16 protein-coding genes are annotated in these 23778 nt (G+C 72.3%); 9 read left to right on the top strand and 7 right to left on the bottom strand.

Translation table 11 applies throughout. The annotated features are described in order from the left end of the window. Window positions 1–640 precede the first annotated feature (640 nt). From WME90_RS08050 to WME90_RS08030, 5 genes are all read left to right on the top strand, one after another. Entirely contained in the window at window positions 641–6547 is a 5907-nt protein-coding gene (locus tag WME90_RS08050) for an ATP-binding protein (protein ID WP_437280498.1), read from the top strand. A 245-nt stretch (window positions 6548–6792) separates the two neighbouring features. Beyond that, window positions 6793–8040: a hypothetical protein gene (locus WME90_RS08045; RefSeq protein WP_437280497.1), complete on the top strand. Its 1248-nt coding sequence runs from the start codon at window positions 6793–6795 to the stop codon at window positions 8038–8040. Window positions 8041–8392: 352 nt separating this feature from the next. Beyond that, a complete protein-coding gene (locus WME90_RS08040) occupies window positions 8393–8983 on the top strand; it encodes a GTP-binding protein (RefSeq protein ID WP_437280496.1) in 591 nt (196 codons plus the stop codon). A gap of 69 nt (window positions 8984–9052) precedes the next feature. After that, a complete protein-coding gene (locus WME90_RS08035) occupies window positions 9053–9277 on the top strand; it encodes a DUF2188 domain-containing protein (RefSeq protein ID WP_437280495.1) in 225 nt (74 codons plus the stop codon). A gap of 346 nt (window positions 9278–9623) precedes the next feature. Then, window positions 9624–10343 carry a YciI family protein gene (locus WME90_RS08030; RefSeq protein WP_437280494.1) on the top strand — a complete coding sequence of 240 codons (720 nt, stop codon included), beginning with the start codon at window positions 9624–9626 and terminating at the stop codon, window positions 10341–10343. A 246-nt stretch (window positions 10344–10589) separates the two neighbouring features. Here the strand turns inward: WME90_RS08030 and WME90_RS08025 are convergent, their stop codons facing one another. From WME90_RS08025 to WME90_RS07995, 7 genes are all read right to left on the bottom strand, one after another. Then, window positions 10590–11591 (bottom strand): rhamnogalacturonan acetylesterase, encoded by a 1002-nt coding sequence (locus WME90_RS08025; RefSeq protein WP_437280493.1) that lies wholly within the window; start codon window positions 11589–11591, stop codon window positions 10590–10592. Window positions 11592–11858: 267 nt separating this feature from the next. Further along, the gene (locus WME90_RS08020; RefSeq protein WP_437280492.1) at window positions 11859–13064 is read right to left on the bottom strand and encodes a hypothetical protein; all 1206 of its coding nucleotides are present in this window, start codon (window positions 13062–13064) and stop codon (window positions 11859–11861) included. Then, entirely contained in the window at window positions 13061–14314 is a 1254-nt protein-coding gene (locus WME90_RS08015; RefSeq protein ID WP_437280491.1) for a tetratricopeptide repeat protein, read from the bottom strand. The genes WME90_RS08020 and WME90_RS08015 overlap by 4 nt, the downstream gene beginning before the upstream one ends. After that, window positions 14311–14946, bottom strand: a complete 636-nt coding sequence (locus tag WME90_RS08010) for an RNA polymerase sigma factor (RefSeq protein WP_437280490.1) — start codon at window positions 14944–14946, stop codon at window positions 14311–14313. Before WME90_RS08010 ends, WME90_RS08015 begins: the two co-directional genes overlap by 4 nt. 66 nt (window positions 14947–15012) lie before the next feature. Continuing rightward, entirely contained in the window at window positions 15013–16266 is a 1254-nt protein-coding gene (locus tag WME90_RS08005) for an arabinan endo-1,5-alpha-L-arabinosidase (RefSeq protein WP_437280489.1), read from the bottom strand. A 245-nt stretch (window positions 16267–16511) separates the two neighbouring features. Then, the gene (locus tag WME90_RS08000) at window positions 16512–17426 is read right to left on the bottom strand and encodes a hypothetical protein (RefSeq protein ID WP_437280488.1); all 915 of its coding nucleotides are present in this window, start codon (window positions 17424–17426) and stop codon (window positions 16512–16514) included. Window positions 17427–17494: 68 nt separating this feature from the next. Beyond that, window positions 17495–18985 carry an MDR family MFS transporter gene (locus WME90_RS07995; protein WP_437280487.1) on the bottom strand — a complete coding sequence of 497 codons (1491 nt, stop codon included), beginning with the start codon at window positions 18983–18985 and terminating at the stop codon, window positions 17495–17497. Between the two features lie 327 nt (window positions 18986–19312). Between WME90_RS07995 and WME90_RS07990 the strand changes: the two genes are divergently transcribed. The 4 genes from WME90_RS07990 (at window position 19313) to WME90_RS07975 (ending at window position 23755) form a co-directional block, all read left to right on the top strand. Then, on the top strand, window positions 19313–19843 hold the full coding sequence (locus tag WME90_RS07990) for a hypothetical protein (protein WP_437280486.1): 531 nt from the start codon (window positions 19313–19315) through the stop codon (window positions 19841–19843). Between the two features lie 349 nt (window positions 19844–20192). Next, entirely contained in the window at window positions 20193–21407 is a 1215-nt protein-coding gene (locus WME90_RS07985; protein ID WP_437280485.1) for a GAF domain-containing sensor histidine kinase, read from the top strand. A gap of 166 nt (window positions 21408–21573) precedes the next feature. Then, a complete protein-coding gene (locus WME90_RS07980; protein ID WP_437280484.1) occupies window positions 21574–22995 on the top strand; it encodes a sigma 54-interacting transcriptional regulator in 1422 nt (473 codons plus the stop codon). 121 nt (window positions 22996–23116) lie between these two features. Next, the gene (locus WME90_RS07975) at window positions 23117–23755 is read left to right on the top strand and encodes a hypothetical protein (RefSeq protein ID WP_437280483.1); all 639 of its coding nucleotides are present in this window, start codon (window positions 23117–23119) and stop codon (window positions 23753–23755) included. The last annotated feature ends 23 nt before the right edge of the window (window positions 23756–23778 follow it).

Genomic DNA, 23778 nt, shown 5'->3' with positions numbered 1-23778 from the left:
GGCGCGTCCCCTTCCATGGAGTTGGCACGACTGGAATCGAAGCGCAATCGATTGCGGGATGACGCAAGCAGATGCCATCCTGGACGACCGTGGACGACCGTGGACGAATGAACGCGCTGTTCGCGTTCCGCGCCGTTCCGTTCCGTTGCGCTCTGTTGCGCTCCGTTCCGACCTCGTTTGGGTGCGAGATCACCGATCACGGCCGCCGCGGGACCGACGCAGCCGGCTGTGGTGTCCTATCGACGCCAGAGCGACGATGCCTTATCGCGCGACGAGAGCGGCCATGGCCTCTGCGTGGCTCGACGTCTCCCTCGCTGCCATCCGTCGTGTTCCCCGCTGCCGCTCTCGTCGCCTCTCCGGTCGTCGCTCGCGCTCTCGCGCCCTCGCACGCCGGCGGACGTTACGGGGAGCCTTCCGCTCAGCGCCGAGCTCGGCAGACGGCACGCGACGCCGCCGGGATCAACGCGGCTCGCCCTGGTCGATCGTCACATCGCTGCCGACGCGTCGAGTCGATCGAAGGCCTGGATCCGCCGCGGGACCGATCGCTCACCGCTGGTATCGATCCTGCCTGCCGATCGGCAGCGCAGGCGCCTCGAGCGCCACCGCGCCCCGGAAATGTGTGCCGCCCAGCGCCAGAGCCATGCAGACAGCGACAGAATACCTCGCCGAAGCCGTGCTGGACGAAGGGCCGGATTTCGCGCTCTACCGGGCGCGCGAGCTGGGGGGACGCAGCGTCCTCGTCAAAGCCGTGAAGGCCGCTCACCCCTCGACGGTCGAGTACGAGGCGCTGCGGCGCGAGCTGGAGGCGACCCGGCTGGTCGGCGGCGACGTGGCCATGGAGGCGGTGCGGGTCTGCACGTTCCATGGCCACCCGGCGCTCGTGATCCAGGACGACGGAGCGACGCCGCTCGCTCGCCTCACGGGCTGCCCCATGGATCTCGGCCGGTTCCTGAAGCTCGCCATCCGCATCGCCGAGGCGCTGACGACGATTCACGGGCGGCAGATCGTCCACCTCGGCCTCACCCCCCATTGCGTGATGGTCATGCCCGGCGGCGGCATCAAGCTGACAGGGTTCGGGCCCCCCTCCCTCGCCCCGGGCCGGTGCTGCCCCCGATCAGGCCGGCCACCCCCCGGCATGTGGCCGTATCTGTCGCTCGAGCAGGGCGGGCGCCTCGGCGCGGCGATCGATCACCGGTCGGACCTGTACTCCCTCGGCGTGATCCTGTTCGAGCTCCTCACCGGGCGGCTGCCGTTCGCGGCGAGCGATCTGCTGGGCTGGATCTACTGCCACGCCGCGGTCGTTCCCCCGTCGCCGCTCGCGTCCGTGCCCGCGCTGCCCTCGCCCGTCGCCGAGCTCGTCCTGAAGCTCCTCGCGAAGCTCCCGGAGAACAGGTACCAGAGCGCCTCCGGCCTCCAGCACGATCTCGTGCGGTGCCGCGAGGCGCTCCGGGCCGAGGGGCGGATCGCGCCGTTCCAGCCGGGCCTCGCCGACGTGCCGCCCCCGCTGCGGCTGACCCCCGGGCTCTACGGCCGCGCCGGCGAGATGGCGCGGCTGGAGAGCGCGGTGGCGCGGGTCGGGAGCGATGGCCGGACGGAGCTCGTCCTGCTCTCCGGCCTGCCTGGCGTCGGCAAGACACGGCTGGTCCATCGCCTGGGCGAGTCCGTCGGCGCGCCCGCGGCGCGGTTCACGGCCGGCAGGTGCGAGGCGGCCCCGCGCCATGCCCCCTGCGAGGCGCTGCTCGAGGCGCTGGACGGCGCGCTCGTCCAGGCGCTCGAGCAGGGCGAGGCGTCGCGCGCGGAGATGCAGCGCAGCCTCGCGGAGGCCCTCGGCGCGAACGCGCCGCTGCTGGCCGGCATGCTCCCGGTGCTCGCCAGGATCCTCGGCCCGCAGAGCCCGCCGCCCGAGATCCCGCCCCCCGAAGCCGAGGCCCGGTTCCTGCTCGCGCTCAGCCAGCTCCTCGGCGCTCTCGCGCGGCCGGGGCGGCCGCTCATCGTCTTCCTCGACGATCTCCAGTGGGCGGACGTCGAGACGCTGACGGTCCTGGAGCGCTGGGCGACCGACGCCAACGTCCGCGACACGCTCCTCCTCGGCGCGTACCGGAGCAACGAGGTCTCCGATTCCCACGCGGTGCGCCAGATGATCCGCCGGCTCCGCGAGGACGACGTCGCGGTGACCGAGATCGCGGTCGCCCCGCTGTCCGCCGACGCCGTGACCTCGTGGGTGGCCGACTCGCTGCGCGCGCCCCGGGAGGAGGTCGCCCCGCTCGCCGTGAGCCTCCACGAAAAGACAGGGGGAAATCCGCTGTTCGTCGCGCAGCTCGCGAGCACGCTCTACCAGGAAGGGCGGATCCGCTTCTCGACCGCCGCCCGAGCATTCCGGTGGGACCTCGAGAAAATCCGGGCGAAGCGGTGCTCGGACGACGTCGCGGAGATCATCGCCGCGAACCTCCGCGGGCTCGACGCGGACACGCAGGACGCCCTGCGGCGGTTCGCCCTGTTCGGCGACGCCGCGGATCTGGCGACGCTGGCGATCCTCCTCGGCTGCCCCGAGGGCGCCGTCATCGAGCGCCTGCGAGCGGCCTTCGCCCTGCGCCTCATCGCCCGGATCGACGCCGAGATCCGCTTCCTGCACGACCGCATCCATCAGGTCGCCTACGAGCTGACCCCCGCCGAGCAGCGGCCCGACGCGCACCTCGCCGCGGCGCGCGCCCTTCTCGACGGCCTCCCTCCCGAGCGCATCGAGGCGCAGCTCTTCGAGATCGTGCGCCAGATCGCCCGCGGCGCGCCGCGGATCACGTGCTCGGAGGAGCGGACGCGGGCCGCCGAGCTCAACCTCCGGGCGGGCCGGAAGGCCCAGGCGGCGACCCACCACGCCACGGCGATCGGGTTCTTCCTGCTGGGCGCCGAGCTGCTCGGGGGCGAGCGCGCGGGCTCGCGCGCCGAGCTCGCGTTCGAGCTCGACTTCGCGCTGGCCCAGTGCCGGTTCGCGACCGGCGAGCTCGCGGCCGCGGAGGGCCTCTGCGCGTCGCTGTGCGAGCGCGCCCTCGGGCGGTGCGCGGCCGCGGCCGTGTACGCCCTGCTCGCCGAGATCCAGGTCGCGCAAGGCGCGATGGACGCCGCCGTCCAGAGCTGCGTCGCGGGCTTCGGCCACTGCGGGCTCCCCCTGCCGTGGCCCCCGGAGGCCGCCGCGGTGGACGCCGCCGTCGCGGCGGTCCTGCGTCGCCTGGAGGGCCGCGCCCTCGGCATCTCCGCCCTCCCGGATCTGCCGCCCATGAGCGACCCGCGCGCCCGGGCCGCCTGCGATCTCGCCGCCACGCTGTACCTGCCTGCCTACCACGCGAGCTGGGACCTCATGGCGCTCGCCGCCAGCGCCGCCGTGGAGCTCTCGCTGACGCACGGGAACACGAGCAGCTCCGCGGCCGCCTACGCGACCTTCGGGCTCGTCCTTGCCGAGCGCTGCGGGCGCGCCGCGGACGCGTTCGCCTTCGGCGAGGCGGGCTATCGCCTCGCCCAGCGCGAGGCGAACTCGCCCTACAGGCCCAGGGCGAGCTTCACGTTCGTCGCCTTGCTGGGCTACCTGAAGATGCCGGTCCGGCGCTGCATGGAGCTCATGCAGCGCGAGCTGGACGCGGCGATCGCCGCCGGCAACCACCCCTTCTCGTGCTACTTCGGCCATCAGCTCATCACATTCCGGTTATTCGCCGGCGACTCCCTCGACGACATCGCCGAGGAGGCGTCGCGGCGCCTCGCGTTCGCCGAGCGAACCAGCGGCCAGCTGGACCAGCAGCTCTTCCGCGACGCGCTGCAGCTGCTCGCGCGGCTGCGCGACCCCTCCGCGCCCGATCGCCCAGCGGACGGCTCCGCGGAGGAGATCGCGCTGAGATCGCCGATCAGGGGCTTCTATGGCCACCTCCTCCAGCTGCGAGCGCGCCTGCTCCTCGGCGATCTGGACGGGGCCGCCGGAGCGGCGGAGGGCGCTGGCGCCTTGCTGCGCAGCGCGCGCCGCTTCCTCGGGGCCGCGCAGTACCACTTCTACGCGGCGGTCGCGCGCTCCGCCAGCCACGCCCGCGCGCCCCCGCCAGCCTGCCTCGACGCCGTGCGCGCGCACCTCGCCCACCTGACGGCGCTGGCGGAGGCGTCGCCTGCGAACTTCGCACACCAGGTGGCCCTGGTCTCGGCCGAACTCGCGCGCCTCTCGGGCGATGAGCTCGCCGCGGAGCGCGCGTACGAGCAGGCCCTCAAGGCCGCGCGCTCCGGCGGGTTCATCGAGGTCGAGGGGCTCGCCAGCGAGCTCTGCGCGCGCTTCTACGCCCGGCGGGAGCTCGATACGGCGGCGAGCGCCTACCTCGCGCGCGCCCGCGACAGCTTCGAGTCCTGGGGCGCGCGGGCGAAGGTCCGCGCCCTGATCGAGCAGCACCCGGAGCTCGCGAGGCGGCCCGCGCCCGGGGTCGGCGACGGCCAATACCTCGATATGCTTGGCATTTTGAAGGCCTCGCAGGAGATCTCGAGCGCGCTCGTCCTGCCCCAGCTGCACGCTCGGCTCCTGGTCGTGGCCATGGAGCACGTGGGCGCGCAGCGCGGCTGCCTGCTCCTCTCGTCGCCGGAGGGCCTCGTCCTGGCGGAGGCGAGCGGCGACGGCGAGCGCGCCTTCGGCCTCACAGGCCGCCTCGCGGCGCCGTCGCAGGTGCCCCTGTCGCTCTGCGCGGCCGTCGTCCGCGCCCGCAAGCCCGTCGCGATCGCCGACGCGGCCGCGCCCCACCGGTTCGCCACGGATCCGTATTTCGACGGCGCGCCGTGCCCTCGGCGCTCGGTCCTCGGCGTGCCCATCGTGCGACAGGACGAGGCGGTGGGCCTGCTCTACCTGGAGAACAACCTGGTCCCGGGCGCCTTCTCGACGGCGGAGCTGGGCGTCCTCGATGTCCTCGCGTCGCAGGCGGCCATCTCGCTCGAGAACGCGCGGCTCTACGGAGAGCTCCAGCAGGAGAACGCGCAGCGGCGGCGCGCGGAGGCGTCCCTGCACGAGAGCAACGCGCTCCTGCAGGCCATCCTCGACAACACGACCGCCATCGTGTTCGTCAAGGCCGCGGACGGGCGTTATCTGCTGGTCAACCGCCGTTACGCCGAGGTCGTCCACGTGGACTGCAAGGACATCCTCGGCAAGACCGACCACCAGCTGTTCCCGGCCGACATCGCCGATGCGGTCCGCGCCAACGACATCGCCGCGCTGCGGGAGGACCACCCCATCGAGCGCGACGAGTACGTCCCGCTGCCCGACGGCATGCACGTGTTCATCTCCCTCAAGTTCCCGCTGCGCCATCCGGACGGGAGGTCGTATGCGCTGTGCGGGATCGCGACGGACGTCACCGAGCGCAAGCGCGCCGAGGAGCTGCTGCGCCACTCGCACGCGCTGCTCGAGGCCACGCTCGACTCGACGGCGGACGGCATCCTGGTCGTCGACGACGCGGGCCGCCCCGTGCGGCACAACCGCAGGTTCAGGGAGATGTGGGGGATCCCCGAGCACGAGCTCCTCTCGAAGGACGACCACCTGGCGCTCTGCCTCGATCAGCTCGCGGACTCGGAGCAACTCCTGCGAGAAACGGAGACGATAACGACGGCGACGGCGACGGGGAGCGCCCACGATCCTCGCGAGGCGAGCGGCATCGACACGCTGACGTTCGACGACGGCAGGGTCTTCGAGCGAACCTCGCAGCCTCAGCGCGTGAGCGGGCGCATCGTCGGGCGGGTCTGGAGCTTCCGCGACGTCACCACGCGCGTGCAGGCCGAGCAGCAGCGGGACCGCCTGCTGGCCGACGAGCAACGGGCGCGCGCCCGCGCGGAGGAGGCCGTCCGCGCGCGGGACGAGTTCCTCTCCGTCGCCTCGCACGAGCTCCGGACGCCGCTCACAAGCCTGCAGCTCGCCGTCCACTCGATGGAGAAGAAGCTCTCGCGCGGCGCGGACGGCCTCGAGCGGGCGCGCGCCTCGGTCGACCTCTCGCAGCGGCAGATCAAGCGCCTCGTCGCCCTCGTCGACATGCTCCTCGACGTCTCCCGCATCCAGGCGGGGCGCCTCGAGCTCGATCCGATCGAGATCGATCTCCGCGCGATCGTGGGAGAGGTCACCACGTACCTGGACGACCAGCTCGCGCGGGCGGGCTGCGCGCTCGAGGTGCGCGCCGCCGGGCCGGTCGTCGGCCGCTGGGACGCGCAGCGCATCGAGCAGGTCGTGACCAACCTGCTGAGCAATGCCATCAAGTTCGGCGGGGGCAAGCCGCTCGATCTCACCATCGCGTCGGACGGAGAGACGGCCCGGCTCTCGGTCACCGATCATGGCATCGGCATCCCCGCCGACGTGCAAGAGCAGGTATTCGAGCGGTATCGCCGGGGCGTCTCGTCGCGTCATTACGGCGGGCTGGGGCTGGGCCTCTACATCACGCGCACAATCGTCGAGGCCCACGGAGGGCGGGTGAGCGTGTCGAGCGAGATCGGCAAGGGCTCGACCTTCTCCGTCGAGCTGCCGCTCTCCCACGACGTCACGGTGCGCCGGTGAGCGTGAGCGGCCGGGGCCCGCCGCGGCGGCGCACGGAGGGAGTAGCGAGCAGCGACGAGCGCGGGCCGCCCGTCCTCATGGCTTGACAGCCGGGGCGCTGGCGCTACCCTGGGCACACCGGTCAGGAACAGGATCCGTCATTCCACCGACCGACGAGTCATGACGGGCCGCGCTTGCGCCAGGCGACGATGGACCTGAGAGTGTCCCTGATCCCCACATGGGATCTCGGGTGATGAGGTCGCGCCATGCGAAAGGCGGAGATTGAGGCCCTGGTGCGCGCGCACCGGGGCCGTGCCCGTCCCGTCGCGTTCTTTCACGTGCTCCGTCAGCCGTCGCTGGAGCCGGACGATCATGCCTTCTTGTCCGAGCACATCGACGAGCTCGGGACATCCGATCTCCTGCGCTGGCGAGCGCGCTGCGAGAGGGGCTTCAGCGGGCCGGTGATTCGGCAGCTCGCGCGGCTCGCGATAAGCGATCCTGCGCATTTCCAGCACGAGGTGCTGAGCGTGCCGCGCCTCGTGCTCGACGAGGAGGAGTGGATCGAGCTCTCGGATCTCGTGCGCGGGAAGGTCCCGGCCGCGATCTACGAGCGCGTGCTCGCGCGTTGCCGGCGCGAGCCTGTCCAGTGGGCCGGGGAGTTCGTCCTCGCGCCCAAGGTCCACAAGGGGCTGCCGCCGCTGCTCGACGGGGACGAGCTCGACGGCCTCGGCGCGGAGCGCCCCGCGCTGCGCGATCTGCCGGTCCCGAAGATCCTCGCGGCGAGGCGGGCCGGGGCGATCTCGCTCGACGACGCCGCGCTGGCCGCGCTGGCGATGGAGCGCGCGCGCCTCTCGGACGAGGACTGGAGCGTCGACATCCCCCGTTTCCCCGAGGTGCTGAGGGACGCGATCCTCGAGAAGGCGCGCCGGACGCCGCGGGGCGGGGAGCGGGCGAACCTGCTCGGCTGGCTCGAGGCGCACGGCGTGGCGCGGGCCGCGCTGATGGATATCGCGCTCGGGGCGATCCGGGCGGGCGGCGACGCGTATCCCCTGCTCTCCTGGCTCGCGCGCCAGCTGACAACGCGGGCGGCCTGGGACAAGCACGGCCTGGAGACGCTCTCCACGCTGATGTCGACGCGCGCCTTCTCGGAGATAGGCGAGCTCGTGACGCTCGCGTGGAGCGAGGCCAGCCAGGGCGGCAAGGACGTCTCCCGCGGCTTCCTGGAGGCGATCCAGGTCGCCTTCGCGCTTGTGCTCCTCGCGATGGCGCGGGAGGCGCTCGCGGCGGGCCGGGAGGCAGGCGCGACGGCGGCGCTGTCGGCGCTCGCGTGCCTCGACCCGCCGTCGCGCGTGAGCCGCGCGGTGCACGAGCTCCGGCGGGTCCCGGGCGCGAGCCCGGACGTGGCGGAGCTCATCGCGGTGAACGAGCGGCTGGTGAAGCACAGCGACGCGCGCGACGCCTCCCTGGAGGGCTTCGTGGCCGCCCTCCACGCGATCGCCGACGCGTCCTCGTGATCGCCGCCGGCGCGGCGGCGGCAGCGGCGACGCAGCTCGCCGCCGGCCGCGCGTGACGTAGCGCGGGGACCGCGGGGCAAGGCGCGCCGCGCGCCGCGCCGGGGCGAGCCGGGCGCGCGCCAGCACCGCGCGCGGCGCGGGGACTCGTGGGGGAGCGGCCGTCGCCTCCCCTCTCAGCGCGGGGTCGATCGCGACGACCGCTCCCAGCGCGGGAGAGGGGGTCGCCTTCGTTTCCAACGCGTCGGACGGGCGTTGCCATCGCTTTCGATGCGATGTCCCCCGTTCGGCTTCTTTTTCAATGCGGGGACCGGCCTTGCCTCCCCTCGAACGTCGACTCTGGAGGAGCACGCCGATGGCGTTCATCAACTATGCTAGCCGGGAGATCTACTGCAAGATCGTCTATTACGGCCCCGGTCTCTGCGGCAAGACGACGAACCTTCAGTACGTGTACGATCGGACGGTCCCGAGCGCCAAGGGGCGGCTCATCTCGCTCAAGACCGAGAGCGATCGCACGCTGTTCTTCGACTTCCTGCCGCTCGATCTCGGGGGCCTGTCGGGCTTCCGGACGCGGCTCCAGCTCTACACGGTGCCGGGTCAGATCTTCTACAGGGCGAGCCGGAAGCTGATCCTGAAGGGGCTGGATGGCGTCGTGTTCGTGGCGGACTCGCAGCGCGCGCGGCTCGACGCGAACGTCGAGTCGATGGCCGATCTCTGGGACAACCTCGCCGAGGAGGGCCGCTCGCCCGGTCGGCTGCCGCTCGTCATCCAGTACAACAAGCGGGATCTCGACGGGATCGCCGACGTCGCCGAGCTCCGCGGGCTCCTCAACCCGGGCGGAGCGCCCGAGTTCGAGGCCGCGGCGGCGAGCGGCCGCGGCGTGTTCGACACCCTGAGGTCGATCTCGAAGCTCGCCCTCAAGGAGGTGCAGCGCCACTACCGGTAGGCCTTCGCGAGCGCCGGCTCCTTGCGGCGCGCGCGCGCCGAGCTCACCCTGCCGGAGGGAGGACACGCCATGACACAGAGGCTCAGATACCACGTCATGCCGGACCCCGACGGCTGGGGCTGGGTGGTCGCGGCCGAGGGGTACGTCACCCGCTCGCTCCCGTACGGCACGGTCCAGGAAGCGATCGAGTCCACGGAGGAGCTCGTCCGCCAGCACCCGGGCAGCACGCTCGTCATCGACGAGCACCCGCCGCCGCTCACGCCGATCGAGATCGAGCACCGGCTGGCGGCCTGACCGAGGCCAGCGCCGCCCCGGAGGCACGGCCCGTGAGGGCGAGGCCGGCGCGCCCGGGCGGCGCCCCCGCGGCGGCGCAAAAAAGAAATGCTCCCCCGTGTCGATCCTGCGCCCCCTCGTTCGTCGCCCTGCTGAGCGCCGGGGTTCCTCCCGGTGACGACCCCGCAGGGAGAGCGTACAAGCAGAACAGCGTCAGGACCGGAGCGAGGGCACGAACGAGCAGGGCCGCAGCGCGAGCACGCCGGCGCGTGATGGCCACCGCTCCGGGAGACATCGAGAAGAGCGTCGCGCCGGACGACGGCAGCTCGTGAGCTCCCTGTCGGCCGATACGAAGGAGAATGTGGACATGCGTTTCATGATCATGCACAGGACCGACGCACAAACCGAAGCCGGCGCGATGCCGAGCCCCGAGTTCATCGAGCGTGTGGGGCAGATGATGGGGGACCTGGTGAAGACGGGGGTGCTGCGCGGCGGCGAAGGGCTCCGCCCCAGCTCCGAGGGCGTTCGCCTCCAGTTCGCCGGCGGCCGGCGCACCGTCACCCGAGGGCCCTTCGGCGGAGCGAAGGCGGTGCCCGGCGGCTTCGCGATCCTCCGCGTCACGTCGCTCGACGAGGCGATCGGCTGGGTGTCGCGGTTCGCGGCCCTGATCGGCGACGTCGACATCGACATCCGGCCTGTGACGGAGATGTGGGATCTCGGCGTGGCGCCGAAGCCCGAGGGGCTCACGACGACGCGGTACATGGCGGTCCACTGTCACGACGAGGCGGGAGGCGACGCGCCGCCCGCGCCGGAGCTGATGGCGGCGATGGGTCGCCTCATCGAGGAGATGACCCGGGCCGGCGTGCTGCTCGCGACCGAGGGAATGCAGCCGAGCGCGAAGGGCGCTCGTATCGTGTCGACCGGCGGTAAGCACAAGGTGACCGACGGGCCGTTCGCCGAAGCCAAGGAGCTGATCGGCGGGTACGTCATCGTCGATGTGCCGTCTCTGGAGGACGCCAAGGACATCGCGCTCCGCTACGCGGACGTCATGGGCGACATCACGATGGATATCCGCGCGCTGTCCTGACGTAGGTCGGTACCGGAATGGCGGCGCCCCCCAGGCCGGACATTTACGTGAAGTGACGTCGACGCCCTGAAGCAGCGCCTCGAATTCTTCGAGAGAAAAAATTAAACAGGGAGGCGGGGAGACGGGGAGACGGGGAGACGGGGAGACGGGGGGAGATTGATGGAATCTCACTCCCCGTTTCCCTGTCTCCTTGTTCGATTTCCCGCTAAAGATGCCAAGAAAAATGAGGGGATTTCGTCGGCCCCGTCACTTCCGGTACCGCGCGAGCGGCAGGCCGGCGTCCTCGGTGCCCTCGGCCACGAGGCCCGCCATGACGCGGGCGCCGGTCTCGTTGAAATGGGTGCCGTCGACCGACTTGTCCGCCCGGATGAGGAAGAAGTCCTCGCCCGACGCCACGCACCCGATCGAGTTCAGGTAGGCGAGCGTCTTCGCGTTGAGATCGATGACGGCCACGTTGAGCTCGTCCCCGAGCTCCCGCATCGCCTTCGCATAGGCGCTCAAGCCGTTGCCGAAATTGTGGCTGTCATCGGAGCACGATCGCCGCGGGGGCGGGGTGACAAGCACCGGCGTCGCGTCGCGCGCCTGCGCGCCCTCGATGTACCGCTCGAGGTACGATTTGAAGTCCGTCGCGGGGTCGAGGTAATAGGGGATGGTGTTGCCCTCGTGCTCGTACGTCGCGGTCTTGTTGCTGTCGTTCGTGCCGAACTGCACAAGGAAGTAATCCCCGCTCTGGATGTCCCCGAGGACGTCGTCGAGGCGGCCTTCGTCGATGTACCGGCGCGCGGTCCGGCCGCCGATGGCGCGGTTCTCGACGCGCACCCGCTCGTCGAAGAAATCGCCCAGAAACTGCCCCCAGCCCGCCTGGTGAATGGCGCTGTTCACGTAGGTCTGAACGGTCGAGTCGCCGGCGATGTACACCGTGACGTTCGGCAGCTCGGCGCTCCCGCTCCCGCCACCGCCTTCCGATCCGCCTGCAGCGCTCGTCGCCCCCCCGGCCGCGCCGCCACCGCCGCCGCTACCGCCACCCCCCTCTCCCGCGCCGCCGCCCCCCGTGGCGCTCGGGCCGGAAGCGCTGCTCGCGCCGCCCACGCCGCTGCTGCTGGCGCTGCCGCCGCCGCCGCCGCTGCCTGTGGCCTGCGCGGCGGGCTGTTCGTCAGGGTCTCCTGAGCTGCAACCACCTGACGCGAAGCCGATGCCGGCAACGAAAGAATGAAGCACGACGGACATGAAGATGGGCCGAATTCGCATGACGAGCTCCTGCGGGAAGACATTGCACGGTGAGCACGCGTCGGGTGCGCGCCCGGAAGGACCTACGTGGCAAGCGTGGGTGAAGAGAGCGCGAAGCGACGACATGGCACCGCTCTGTTCTCCCCCACGTGCGCCGAGGCGACCGCGATCAATCACCCGTCGTTCGATTTTCTCGCGGGTGCCCGGACCGTCGCGCCAACATGTAAATTTTCAATAAGCGACCGCGATTCGGCGCGCTCGCCGCCAGTCCGGCCCGATGCGGCGCCGTCAGAGCTCGACGCCGAGGAGCACGCCAGGCCGGAGACGGTACCGTGCGAGGACGGTCTCGGCCCCGTCCTCGAGCGCGAGATCGTAGCGGACGCGCGCGGGATCGAGCTCGACGAAGAGCTCCGTGAACAGCCGGACATCGCGGCTCAGCGGCAGCTTGGCGACGGCGCCGGCCACGAGCACGAGGGCGTTCGAGGCGCTCGCCCCGGCCGGGACGAACGACGGCGCGGCAGCGCTGCCTGGCCGCGGCGCCGCCTCCACATGATCGAGGCCCGCGCCGAGCCGCGCGCCGAGCTCGAGGGGCGCCGCCCCTGGCGTCAGGGCGTAGAGCCAGGAGGCGCCCGCGCGGAGCGCGATCGTGCTGAGATCGAGGCCGATGCGCGGCTCCTCGTAGCGGCGCTCGAACTGGTACTGGAAGCGCGCGTCGAGGGCGAGCCGCTGCCGCCCCGAGCTCTCGCCGAGCGCGACGCGCACGCCGGGGCCGTGCGTCCAGCCGACCTCGGCCGAATGCGCCGTGACGCCGTAGAAGGCCCCGAGCTCCAGCGCGCGGCGCGGGGCCGGCGCGCCGGCCGATGGCGCCGCCTGGCCCGGCGCGCCGGCCGATGGCGCCGCGTGGCCCGAGGCGCCGGCCGATGGGGCCTCATGGCCCGGCGCACCGCCAGACGTCGCCGCCTGGCCTGGCACGCCGGCAGGCCGCGCCGCCTGCCGGAGGACGAGCGCGCGCGCCTGCTCCCGATCGAGCGACGCGCGCGCGCCCCCGCGCAGCGACCGGAGCGAGAGCTCCACGACCTGGGCAACGGACTCGCGATCGAGCTCGTCGAAGCCGCCCGAGAGCTCGATCGAGCGCACAAGGAAGCGATCGGCCACGGGATCCGTGAAGTAGAGCGCGGCGCGGCGCGGGTCGCTCACGTCGATCCAGCAGGAGAGGGCCACGCCGGAGGAGGCCCGCACCGCGAAGAGCGCCGCGGCGTCGAACGCCGGCGCGACCCGGAAGCGGAGGGTGAACGCGGAGAGCGCCTGAGATGCGAGCGCCGCCCGGATCGCGCCGAGGTTCGAGGCGGGGCCCGTCAGCACGATCTCCACGACCGGCGCGCCGGGCGCCTCGGACACCTCGACCGACCCCTCCTCCATCGCCGGGGCGCGCGCCGCGGAGAGCGCGATCGCCGCGACGAACGCGAGCCAGATCGGCGCGCGCTCCGTGATCACCCTCCGAGCTCGGCGAGGCGGCGGCGGGCGTGATCGACGTACGGCGAGCCCGGGTGCTCCCGGAGCAGGCGCCGCCAGGTCTGCGCCTCGTCGCCGGTGCGCCCGAGCGCCCGCAAGGCGCGCCCGCGGCCGTAGAGCGCCTCGACCGCGAGCGGGCGCGCGCCGGCCGTGCCGAGGTACAGGTCGAACTGAGCGAGCGCCCCGGCTGCCGAGCCGGCGTTCAGGAGCAAGCCGCCCAGCGACACGAGGGAGAGCGTGGCCTCGGGCGACGTCGCGAAGCCCTTCTGAAGGGCGCGATAGAGCTCGATGGCGCGCCGGGAGCTGCCGGCGCGCCGCGCGTCGTTGGCCTCCCGGAAGAGCTGCTCCGCCGTCGACGCGGCGAGAGAGGGCGCAGCCGTCGAGACGGCGGGAGAGGACGCCGGCGCGCTCGGCCCGCGCTGGGCCTCGCGCGGCTTCGGCGCAGCCGACGCGAGCTCCCGCGCTGACGCTTCGGTGGGCGCCGGTGCGCCCCCGCCCTCGGACGGCGCGCCCCCAGGCAGCGCGCCCCCGCCCTCGGACGGCGCGCCCCCAGGCAGCGCGCGCGCGCCCGAGCGGGACACCGCCGCGCGCAGCGAGGGCTCGAGCAAGTGGGCGCGCGGCCCTACCTCCGCCGCCGGGTGCGGCTGGACGAGCGCCGTGGCCGCGGCCGCCGCCCCGGCGACGAGGACGGCCGCAGCGGCGCAGATCCTGGTGCTCCGCGTCCATCCAGCCCATCGCCGCCGCGCGACGACGGTCCCCGGTCGCGCATCGTCGTCTCCGCACCGGACGTCGTTGTCGGGCCGCACGGGCGCGCTCGCGAGCCACACGGAGGCGCCATCACCTCGCACGGGTGCGCCCCGCACGGGCGCTTCCTGGCCGCGCGCAAGCACCTCCTGGCCCCGCACAGATGCTTCCTGGCCTCGCGCCGGCGCCTCCTGGCCCCGCATAGGTGCTTCCTGGCCTCGCGCAAGCGCCTCCCGGCCCCGCACGGACGCGCCCTCGCGCTGCAGATCGATCACGGTCCCGCCGATCGCGGCGCTCGCGATGCGCGCGAGGAGCGCCGCGTCCCCGGGCTCCGCCGCGCCCGCGGCGTCGAAGTCCTGCGCAAGCACCCAGCTGATCCGGCACGACGCGCACGAGCCGAGGTGGGCGTCGAAGGCGAGCCGGTCCGGCTCGGTCGCCACGCCGCGGCGCACCCGCGTGAGGAGCTCGCTCCGGCAGTCGGTCGTCATGTGTCCCTCCCCCGGAAGAGCTCGGCCAGCTTCGCGTTGTTGGCGAGCGCGCGCCGCAGCGCCTCCTTGCCGAGCCGGAGACGGCTCCAGACCGTGTTCGGAGAGACGCCCGCGAGCGCCGCGATCTCGTCGACCGTGTAGCCGAGCACGAAATGGAGCGCGAGCGCCTCCGCCGTCGCCTCGGGCATCCTGTCGAGCACCTCGAGCACCATCTCACGCCGCCGGTTCGAGACCGCCTCGGCGAATGGCGACGCGCCGCTCTCGTCCGAGGCCACGTCGATCGGCGCGTCCGGCTCGTCGAAGCGCTCGCGCACGCGGAGGCGCCGGCGCGTGCCGAGCGCGGTCATCACGGCGATGCGGCTCGCGAAATGGAGCACTGTGCACTCCGCGCGGAAGGACGGCAGCGCCTGGAGCAACGCGAGCACGGCTTCCTGGGTCGCGTCCTCGACGTCGGGGTGATGAGGGCCGAGCACCTTCCTCACGCTCCGCAACATGGCGCCGCCGAGCTCCGTGACGAGCGTGCGGATCGCCGCCGGATCGCGCGCTGCGGCGGCCCGAGCGAGCCCGAGCAGATCGTCCGCCCGCGGCGGCGCTGCCTCCGGCGCGTGGAGCTCGGTCGCGGGCTTTCGCATGGTGGCGACGATGCACGAGGCCAGAAGTCCCGGTCAAGGCGCGCCTCCCGGAGCACGGCCGCGCGACTACGGCCCTCCGGAGCGCGGAAAGCCGTCGTTGTCCCACACAAGATCGGAGATCCGGAGCGTGGGGGCGCCGTTCGAGTCCGCGTCGTAGGCGTGATAGATGTTGTAGGCGCGATCGCCTGCGAACAACACGGCGTTGTGCCCAGGTCCTCGCCACCGGGAGCCACCTTCCACGAGGATGGTGCCGCCGCCGGACATCATCGGCGTTCCCTCCTCGTCGACGTACGGGCCGGTGATGCTCGTCGAACGACCGACGGCGATCTTGTAGGTGCTGTCCGCCCCACGGCAGCAGGCGTCGAATGAGACGAACAGGTAATAGAAGCCGCAGCGCCGCACGATGAACGGCGCCTCGAGCGCCCCGCGGGCATCGGGGCGCGCGGCGAGGGCGTGGAGCTCCTTGTCGGCCCGCTCCCCCGACGGGGTGAGCTTCACCATCTTGATACCGCTCCAGAAGCTCCCGAACACGAGCCATGGCGTGCCCTCCTCATCCATCGCGACGTTGGGATCGATCGCGTTCCAGTCGTCCCGCGCCGCGCCGTCGTTCGAGCAGATGGCGGCGCCGCGGTCGGTCCACGGACCTGCCGAGTCGAGCGAGGCCTTCGTCGCATGCCCGATGCACGAGCGGTTGCTGCCGAACGTCGAGGCGGAGTAGTAAAGATGATAGGTGTCCCCGAAGCGCGAGATATCGGGCGCCCACAGATCGCTCACGCCCGGGACCTTCTCCGCCAGCCAGGCCGGCTTCGCGTCGAACACCCGACCGGCGGCCTGCCACGCAAGGAGGTCCGAGGAGACCTTCATCGGGATCCTGTCCCCCGTATGAAACAGGTAATAGCGGTCGCCGGCCTGGATGACGGACGGGTCGTGGGTCCCGAGGTTCCCGGACAGGCGCAGCGCCTCGGGCGGGCTCGCCGGGTCGTAGAGGGCATCGGCGCACCTGTCGGCGCCCCCTCCGGCGCCGCCGCCCCCTCCGGCGCCGCCGCTTCCTCCCGCGCCGCCGCTCCCTCCGACGCCCTCGGCGCCGCCCCCTCCGGTCGTCGTGCCCGGGTGGCCTCCCGCGCCGCTGCTCGCCGTGGTGGCAGAAGCGGTGGTCGTGGCGCCAGCGCCGGTGGCGCCGCTGTCCTGCCCCCCTGAGCCGGAGCCCGGCGCCGAGCCCTCCGTGCTGCAATTCGCGAGCGTTGCGACGACGCCGATCAGGAGGCCCCATGTACGCGTAGACCCACATCGTCGCCACGGCCGGCAAAGCAAAGGATGCATCGAATCTCCTGGAGCTCTCTTGGTCCCGTTTTCCCAGGTGGACCGGAGCGCCCGCGATCAATCACGGGTCGCTCCAAGTTCCCGTGAAGTCAGGAGTTTTCGCGCCCAGTAAGACTTTTACACCAACACAGGATGCCGCAGATCCACGCGTCGTGAGCTTGCAGGAGGTGTCTTGTCGCCGCCTCGTCCGGCGCCGCGAGCGGGATCTGCGTCGCTCTCCGCGCCGCGCGAGATCAGGAGTCCGATCAAGGCGCAGCGCGGCGGGCCTCGTAGAGGTCGGCGACGCTGGTCCGCGTCGACGCGAAATACAGGACGGAGCCGTCCGGTGAGAGGTGCGGATCGGTGTCGCGCTCCCCGGGGAGGTTCACCGGCTCCTCGAGCGGCGCTGCCTCCTCGAACGCCGCTTCGGCGCTTGCCCGCCATGCCCAGAACAGGTCTCCCCCTCCCGCGCGGCTCGCTCGGAACAGGATCTGCTTGCCGTCGTCGAAAAGGAACGGGCCGCCCTCGTCGCCTGGGCCGTCCAGCCCGGCGAGGGGGGTGAGCGCGCTCCAGTCGTCCTCCGGGCGTTCGCGCGATGCGATCGCGAGGTACGTCTCCGCGTCCGCGGGCGTGACGCCGGCCACGACGTGGAGCCCCGGGGGATCGACGTGAGCGCCCATCACCGTGGCGCCCTCGACGGCGAGGGCGTCCACGTGCGCTGGCGTTCCCCACGGGTCGTCCCGGCTGGCGCGCTCGGCCAGCCAGGTGCCCTCCGGCTCGCGCGTGCTGTAGAACCAGATCCGGAGCCCATCCCCGGAGACGCAGGGGGTATCCTCGATGCTCTCGGCCAGGTTGATGTTCTCCACGGCGTGCGGCGGGTCCCAGGGCGAGCCCACCGCTGCCCGCCGCGACGTCCAGATGTCCCGGTTCCCCTCGCGATCGGACATGAAATAGATCTCGAGCAGATCGTCCGTGAGGGTCGGGTCCTCTTCCCTTTCGCTGCTGTTGAGCTCCGTCATCGCCGTCGGCGCCTCGAACCTCGGCCGCTCCGGCGCGCCCCCTCCCCCGCCCTGCCCGGGCGCGAGCAGGCCGATGACGAAGCGCTGGTCCTCGCACCCCGCCCCCCCGAGCGCGAGCCAGAGCGCCCACGCCGCCGTGATCCCCAGGGACCGCCGCCTCATCCACCCTGTTCCTACGCGCCAACGTGCGCTGGATCGAGCCCCGTCGCCGTCGACGCGGGCGGGGCGCCTCACCCGACGCCGGCCTCGCTCGGCGGCGCGACGGCCGCGTCTTCCCCGGCGGGCTGGAGCGGAAGGCGGGGGAACCACAGCGCCGCGATGAAGCCGGTGATCCCCATGGCAGCGATGATCCAGAACACCGTGGTGAGGCCGGACGTGAGCGCCTCCCCGAGGTGCTGGAGGATCGACGGATCGAGGCCGCGCGCCCCCTCCGCCGTCAGGAGCCGGCTCGCTGCGTCCGCGGGGATCGACGGATCCTTTGCGAGCTCGGCCGTCAGGACGCCGCCCATGATGCCCACCGCCACGACCCCGCCGAGCAGCCGGGAGAACATCGTGCTCGCGGTGGCGATCCCGCGCTGCTCCCACGCGACGCTGCTCTGCACCGCGATGAGCAGCGCGACGTTGGACAGCCCCATGCCCACGCCGAAGACCAGCGTCGTCGCTCGGAGCATCAGCGGCGTGTCGTGCGCCCCGCCGAGCGCGAGCGCGAGCCCCGCCGCCGCCGTGACGCCGAGGCCGATCCAGATGAGCGGGCGGAACCCGACCCGAGGGATGAGCCGACCGCCGATCGCGCTCGCGATCGGCCAGCCGATCAGCATCGGCGCGATGGCGCTGCCGGCGTCCGTGGGGGTGCCGCGCAGGACGCCCTGCACAAAGAGCGGCACGAACGTGATCGTCCCCATCATCGCGCCGCCGAGGATCGCGCCGGCCACGTTGGAGATGAACATCACCGGCCGCCGGAAGAGCGGCAGCGGGATCATCGGCTCGGGGGCCCGCCGCTCGACCGCGAAGAACACGGCGAACAGGGCCGCCGACGCGACCGCCGCGAACAGCGTCGTCCCCCCGCCCAGCCTCCCCGTGGCGAGCAGCAGCGCGACCACGCCGGCGGACAAGAGCCCCGCGCCGAGGAAGTCGAGCTCGTGAGGCCGCCTCTCGATGCGCTCGTGGAACGAGGTCGCCACGAGCGCGACGGACGCCACGCCGAACGGGATGTTGATGTAGAAGACCCAGCGCCAGGAGAAGTAGTGCACGATCAGCCCGCCCACCATCGGGCCGATGATGCCGAAAAGCCCCCAGGCGGCCCCGAAGACGCCCTGGATCCGCGCGCGCTCCTTCAGATCGAAGATGTCGCCCGAGATGGTCATCGCCATCGGCTGCATCGCCCCGGCGCCGGCCCCCTGGAGGGCGCGAAAGGCGATGAGCTGCGGCATCGATCGCGCCGCGCCGCTCGCGATCGAGCCGAGCAGGAAGACGGCGATGCCGAAGAGCATGATCGGCTTGCGACCGTAGATGTCCGACAGCTTGCCGCAGATGGGCACCAGCACCGACGAGGTGAGCAGGTAGGCGGTGGTGACCCAGGCGTACTGATGAATCCCGCCGAGATCGCCGATCACGGTGGGCATGGCGGTGGCCACGACGGTCGATTCAAGGGCGGCCATGGCGAGGGCCAGGATCAGCCCGGCGACGGTGAGGGCGCGGTGGGTCGTGCGTTCTGAGGCCATGCAGGTCGTGGGGATGTGGTGTGGATGAGCGCGCGCGGCAAGCGGGACGCCGCGCCACGGCAGCCTCGGAGGAGGGCGCTCGGCGACAAACCGCGGCCGTACGCGCCCAGGTTCGCCGTGCCGAACGACATCGACGCCGACCAGAAGGGCTGGCCGACCGCCTACCTTTCGACGTCGTCGCCGAGCTGCGGTGCGAGCACGTCTCCGGCGCGCGCGAACCTGCGCCGGGGTTGCGCCTCGACGCGCAGGCGGGCTACTGACCGCGAGATGCGATCCCACGTTGCGACTGCGGCCTTGGGGCTGGCGCTCCTCACAGCGGGCTTTTCCTTGAACGGCTGCTCGGACGACGAGCCGAACGACGCAGGCTCGGGCGGCGGAGGCTCGGGCGGTGGAGGCAACACCGTCGCTCAGGATCGGCTGCCCGAGCTGCGGGCGGAGGCGCCGCCTCCCTGCCGCCTCTGGTGCGACGAGCGCGTCGCGCGCTGCGGGAAGGACGAGGCGAGCTGCCTGTCCACGTGCACCTGGTCGTTCGATGAGATCCCGGAGAGCTGCGGGCCATCCGCGTCGAAGCTCATGGAGTGCGAGGCGGAGATCGACCCGTGCGGCGAGGGTGGGGAGGAGACATGCTTGACGGAGGCCGCGATTCACTCGGTGTGCCTCGAGACGGGCGACCCGTCGGGCTGCGGCCGCACGCCGCAGTACGATGAGCGCTGCATCGAGCTCGAGCAGCTTCCGCGGATGATCCGGTGCACGGCCGCCGTCGATCCGCCGTCCGGCTGCGTCCAGCCAGAGCTCACCATGCGCGTTGACGACGATGACCCGCGGACGCTCCTGTATTACTGCTGTCCTGAGCCGTGACGCTCACGGGGCGACCGCGCAGCCGCGGCCGCGCGCGTGCGGCCTGACCGCGCAGGCGAGCAGGGAGCGCGCCGCCGGACGGGCGAGGGCGTGCCCGGCTCACGGGCGGAGTGAGCTCGACGATGCGCCGCGAGCGGCCTATACCTGCACGGGCGTGCGCTGCCCCGCGCGGGAGCGACATCCAGCGCCGCACAGGTCTACCGATCGGGCGACAGATTCGTCATGAACGACGATATCCACCGTCCATCGCCGGCTCACGCTGCCGTGGCCGAGCGCGCGGCGTCGTGCCCATCGGGGGAGAGAAAGCAGCATGTCCGGAAAGGAAGCCTCCTCCAGGGAAGGTAGGCTGATGGCAACTCTCGGGCGCTTGCTCGAGTTGCCCGCGGCCGACCTGAGGCATTCGCTCAACCAGGCGAGTGATCTCCTCATCAGCGCTCTCGGCGCCGACAAGATCGACATCTTCCTCTTCGATCCCGACAGGAACACCCTGCACGCCCTGGGAACGAGCAGGACGCCCATGGGCCGGCTCCAGCGGTCGCTCGGCCTCGACATCCACCCGGTCGCCAACGGCGGCTCGATCTCCCGCGTCTTCACGAACGGCGATCCGTACATCACCGGGCGCTCGGACCAGGTGCCCGACGAGCTGCCCGGCCTGGTCCACGACCTCGGCGTGCGGTCCCACATCGCGGCCCGGCTCGTCGTCGACGGCGAGCGGCGCGGGGTCGTCTCTGCCCACTCCGCCACGCCGGACTTCTTTTCCGACGAGGATCTCCGCTTCCTCTGCACGGTCACGCACTGGATCGGCGCCCTGACGCACCGGGCGGAGCTCGTCGAGAAGGTCACCTCCGCTGCGCTCGCGCAAGGCAGGCGCCAGGCCGCCGAGGAGCTGATCACCGTGCTGGCGCACGATCTGCGAAACTACCTGACCCCGCTCATGAGCCGCCTTGGCCTGCTCCAGCTGCGCGCGGAGCGCGACGGCCGGGTCGACGATGTGCGCGACGCCGAACGGGCGACCGACTCGGTCTCCCGGCTCGGCCAGCTCATCTCGGATCTGCTGGACGTGGGGCGCATCGAGCAGGGGCTCTTCGACATCATGCCTGCGCCGATGGACCTTGTCTCGCTGGCGCGCGACATCGCCGATTCGCTCGGGACGCCCAGGGTCGAGATCCGCATCGAGGGCCCGCGGGAGCTCGTCGTCGCGGCGGACAGGGATCGCCTCCGCCAGGCCCTGGAGAACCTCGTCAGCAACGCGATCAAGCACTCGCCCGCGGGGGAGTGGGTCCTCATCCGGCTCAGCAGCGAGCTGATAGAGGGGTCAGAGTACGCTCACGTCGATGTGGTCGACCGCGGATCCGGCGTGCCGCCGGAGCTCCTTCCCCGCATCTTCGACCGCTTCGTCACCGACGGCCATGCGTCGGGGATCGGCCTCGGGCTGTACCTGGCGAGCAGGATCGCCGCCGCCCACGGCGCCATGCTGGCCGTGAGCTCCCATCCCGGCAGCGGCGCGACGTTCCGGCTGAGCTTACCTGCGAGTGGACCGCCCGTTCGTCGGGACGCGCTGTGATCACGCTCCTTGCGCGTCGGCGGGCGCCGCCGGCCCGGCTACACCGCGAGGGTGCTCCGCCGGCACCGCGTCGTGCGGCTCGAGGCGGCGGGCGATGACGCCTCGCCCTGTGCCGCCGGCAGGGCCACCTCTGGACGGCCACAAGCTCACGCGTAAGATGGCGCGCATGCCGCGCCCCCCCGCCACGCCCGACGACCCCGGCCCGCCGAGCCTCGCGGCCTCCACGGAGCCCCGCATGGCGAAGGGCGAGGTGCTCGCGGTGCCCCGGATCGAGCTCTGCGTCGAGCGCGAGGCGGGCAGGCCGGCGAGCCGGATCATGGTGCTCGACGGCGACTTCATCCGCATCGGCTCCCACCAGAGCAACGATCTCGTGCTCGCCGACCGCGCCGTGTCCCGCTTCCACTGCATCCTCGAGCGCGTGAAATCCACGTTCCGGCTGACGGACGTCGGCTCGCTCAACGGGACGACCATCGCCGGCGTCCGCGTGCGGGACGCCGACGCCATCCTGCCGGAGTGCCGCATCGAGCTCGGCGAGTCGGTCGTGCGCATCCGCGACGCCGACGCCGTCGCCGAGACCGAGCTCGCGCGCGCGGTCAGCTTCGGGGCGCTCCAGGGCGTGTCGGTCCCCATGCGGCGCCTCTTCCCCGTCCTCGAGCGCGTGGCGAAGAGCGCGCCCGACGTGCTCATCGAGGGCGAGAACGGCACGGGCAAGGAGGTCATCGCCACCGAGCTCGTCCAGCGCGGCGCCCGCGCCGACAAGCCGCTCGTCATCGTCGATTGCGGCGCCATCTCGCCGAGCCTCATCGAGAGCGAGCTGTTCGGCCACGTGCGCGGCTCCTTCACGGGCGCCACGCGCGACCGCGCCGGAGCCTTCGAGGAGGCCGACGGCGGCACCGTCTTCCTCGACGAGATCGGCGAGCTGCCGCTGGAGATGCAGCCGAAGCTCCTCCGCGCCCTCGCCTCACGCGAGGTGCGCAGGCTCGGCGAGAGCCGGGTGCGCAAGGTCGATATCCGGGTGATCGCCGCCACGAACCGGCGCCTCGAGCGCGAGGTGAACAGCGGCAGGTTCCGCGAGGACCTCTATTACCGCCTCTCGGTGCTCACCGTGCGCGTCCCGCCGCTCCGGGAGCGCAAGGAGGACATCGGCCTGCTCGTCCACTGCTTCCTGAACGAGCTCGGCGCCGTCGACAAGGTGCACCTCTTCTCCCCCGAGGTCATCGAGGACATGAAGCGTTACGACTGGCCCGGCAACGTGCGAGAGCTGAGGAACTATGTCGAGCGCCGCGTCGTGCTCGGCGAGGGCGCCGCCATGGGGGCGACGGCTGCGCCCGAGCGGGGCTCCGCGCCGCCCCCGGGCGCCGCGCCCGCCGGCGCCGCGCTCGACGAGCCCGCCGCGAACATCGAGATGCCCTTCAAGGAGGCGAAGGACGCCATCATCGACAGGTTCGAGCGGCGCTACCTCGCCGCCCTGCTCGAGTGGTCGAACGGCAACGTGAGCCGCGCCGCGCGCAAAGCAGGGCTCGACCGGATGTACCTCCACCGGCTCCTCCAGCGCCACGGGCTGCGCCGCGCCGCCGCGCTGGACTGAGCGCGCACATCGGCCGCGCCGGCCGCATCGGGCCCGCCCGAGGCAGCGACCCCTGCGATGAAACAGGGCGCCGCCGTGCTGTACATGTCACAGTCGCATCGCAATGGCGCGTCCTGTCCGTGTGCGCAACCTCGCAAAATCTCTGAATATTTCAGAAACCGATCTGCTCGTCTGGCTCGCGGAGCATGCGCCAGCGACGGAGCTCCGGCACCCCGCGGACTTCCTCCCGGCGGAGATCGCGGGGCAGGCGCAGCAGGCGCTCGGCCGGCCGCCGCCGCCGGCGCGGGCGGAGGAGCGGGTCGAGCGCCGCTGCGCCGAGTGCGCGAAGCTCCCCGCGAAGGCCGGGCTCCGCGTGGTCGAGGTCGGCACCGACGCCGTCTGCGACCTGTGCGGCAGCTCGGCGAACAAACGCGCAGCGCTCGCGATGATCGGGGCGTTCCACGCGCGCGGCCTGCGGAGGCTGCTCGTGGTCGGCGGGGGGCCAGGCACGTCCGAGGACCTGCGCCAGCTGCTCGCGGGCGAGGTCGACATCCGCATCGTGGACGGAGAGGGTCACCGCAACGCGACGAAGGCCGACGCCGATCTCCGCTGGGCCGACGTTGTCGCGGTCTGGAGCTCGACGATCCTCTCGCACAAGGTGTCGAAGCTGTACACCGACCAGCGCGCTTCGTTCCGCGACAAGCTCGTGACCGTGCCGAGGCGCGGCGTGGCCGCGCTCTGCATGGCCGTCACCGAGAAGGTGAGCACGCCGGCGGGATAGCCGGCCGCCGGCCCCCCTGCCCG

It is taken from the genome of Sorangium sp. So ce375 (assembly GCF_051473855.1).
Taxonomy (GTDB): Bacteria; Myxococcota_A; Polyangia; order Polyangiales; family Polyangiaceae; genus Sorangium.
This window is presented reverse-complemented; position numbering and strand designations above follow the sequence as displayed.

Excerpts from the sequence above, each read along its gene's own strand:
- WME90_RS08050 (WP_437280498.1), top strand. The coding sequence starts at position 641 with ATGCAGACAGCGACAGAATACCTCGCCGAAGCCGTGCTGGACGAAGGG.
- WME90_RS07985 (WP_437280485.1), top strand. The coding sequence starts at position 20,193 with ATGGCAACTCTCGGGCGCTTGCTCGAGTTGCCCGCGGCCGACCTGAGG.
- WME90_RS08015 (WP_437280491.1), bottom strand. The coding sequence starts at position 14,314 with ATGACGACCGACTGCCGGAGCGAGCTCCTCACGCGGGTGCGCCGCGGC.
- WME90_RS08000 (WP_437280488.1), bottom strand. The coding sequence starts at position 17,426 with ATGAGGCGGCGGTCCCTGGGGATCACGGCGGCGTGGGCGCTCTGGCTC.
- WME90_RS07995 (WP_437280487.1), bottom strand. The coding sequence starts at position 18,985 with ATGGCCTCAGAACGCACGACCCACCGCGCCCTCACCGTCGCCGGGCTG.
- WME90_RS08040 (WP_437280496.1), top strand. The coding sequence starts at position 8,393 with ATGGCGTTCATCAACTATGCTAGCCGGGAGATCTACTGCAAGATCGTC.
- WME90_RS08045 (WP_437280497.1), top strand. The coding sequence starts at position 6,793 with ATGCGAAAGGCGGAGATTGAGGCCCTGGTGCGCGCGCACCGGGGCCGT.
- WME90_RS08035 (WP_437280495.1), top strand. The coding sequence starts at position 9,053 with ATGACACAGAGGCTCAGATACCACGTCATGCCGGACCCCGACGGCTGG.
- WME90_RS08005 (WP_437280489.1), bottom strand. The coding sequence starts at position 16,266 with ATGCATCCTTTGCTTTGCCGGCCGTGGCGACGATGTGGGTCTACGCGT.
- WME90_RS08010 (WP_437280490.1), bottom strand. The coding sequence starts at position 14,946 with ATGCGAAAGCCCGCGACCGAGCTCCACGCGCCGGAGGCAGCGCCGCCG.
- WME90_RS07980 (WP_437280484.1), top strand. The coding sequence starts at position 21,574 with ATGCCGCGCCCCCCCGCCACGCCCGACGACCCCGGCCCGCCGAGCCTC.
- WME90_RS08030 (WP_437280494.1), top strand. The coding sequence starts at position 9,624 with ATGCGTTTCATGATCATGCACAGGACCGACGCACAAACCGAAGCCGGC.
- WME90_RS08025 (WP_437280493.1), bottom strand. The coding sequence starts at position 11,591 with ATGCGAATTCGGCCCATCTTCATGTCCGTCGTGCTTCATTCTTTCGTT.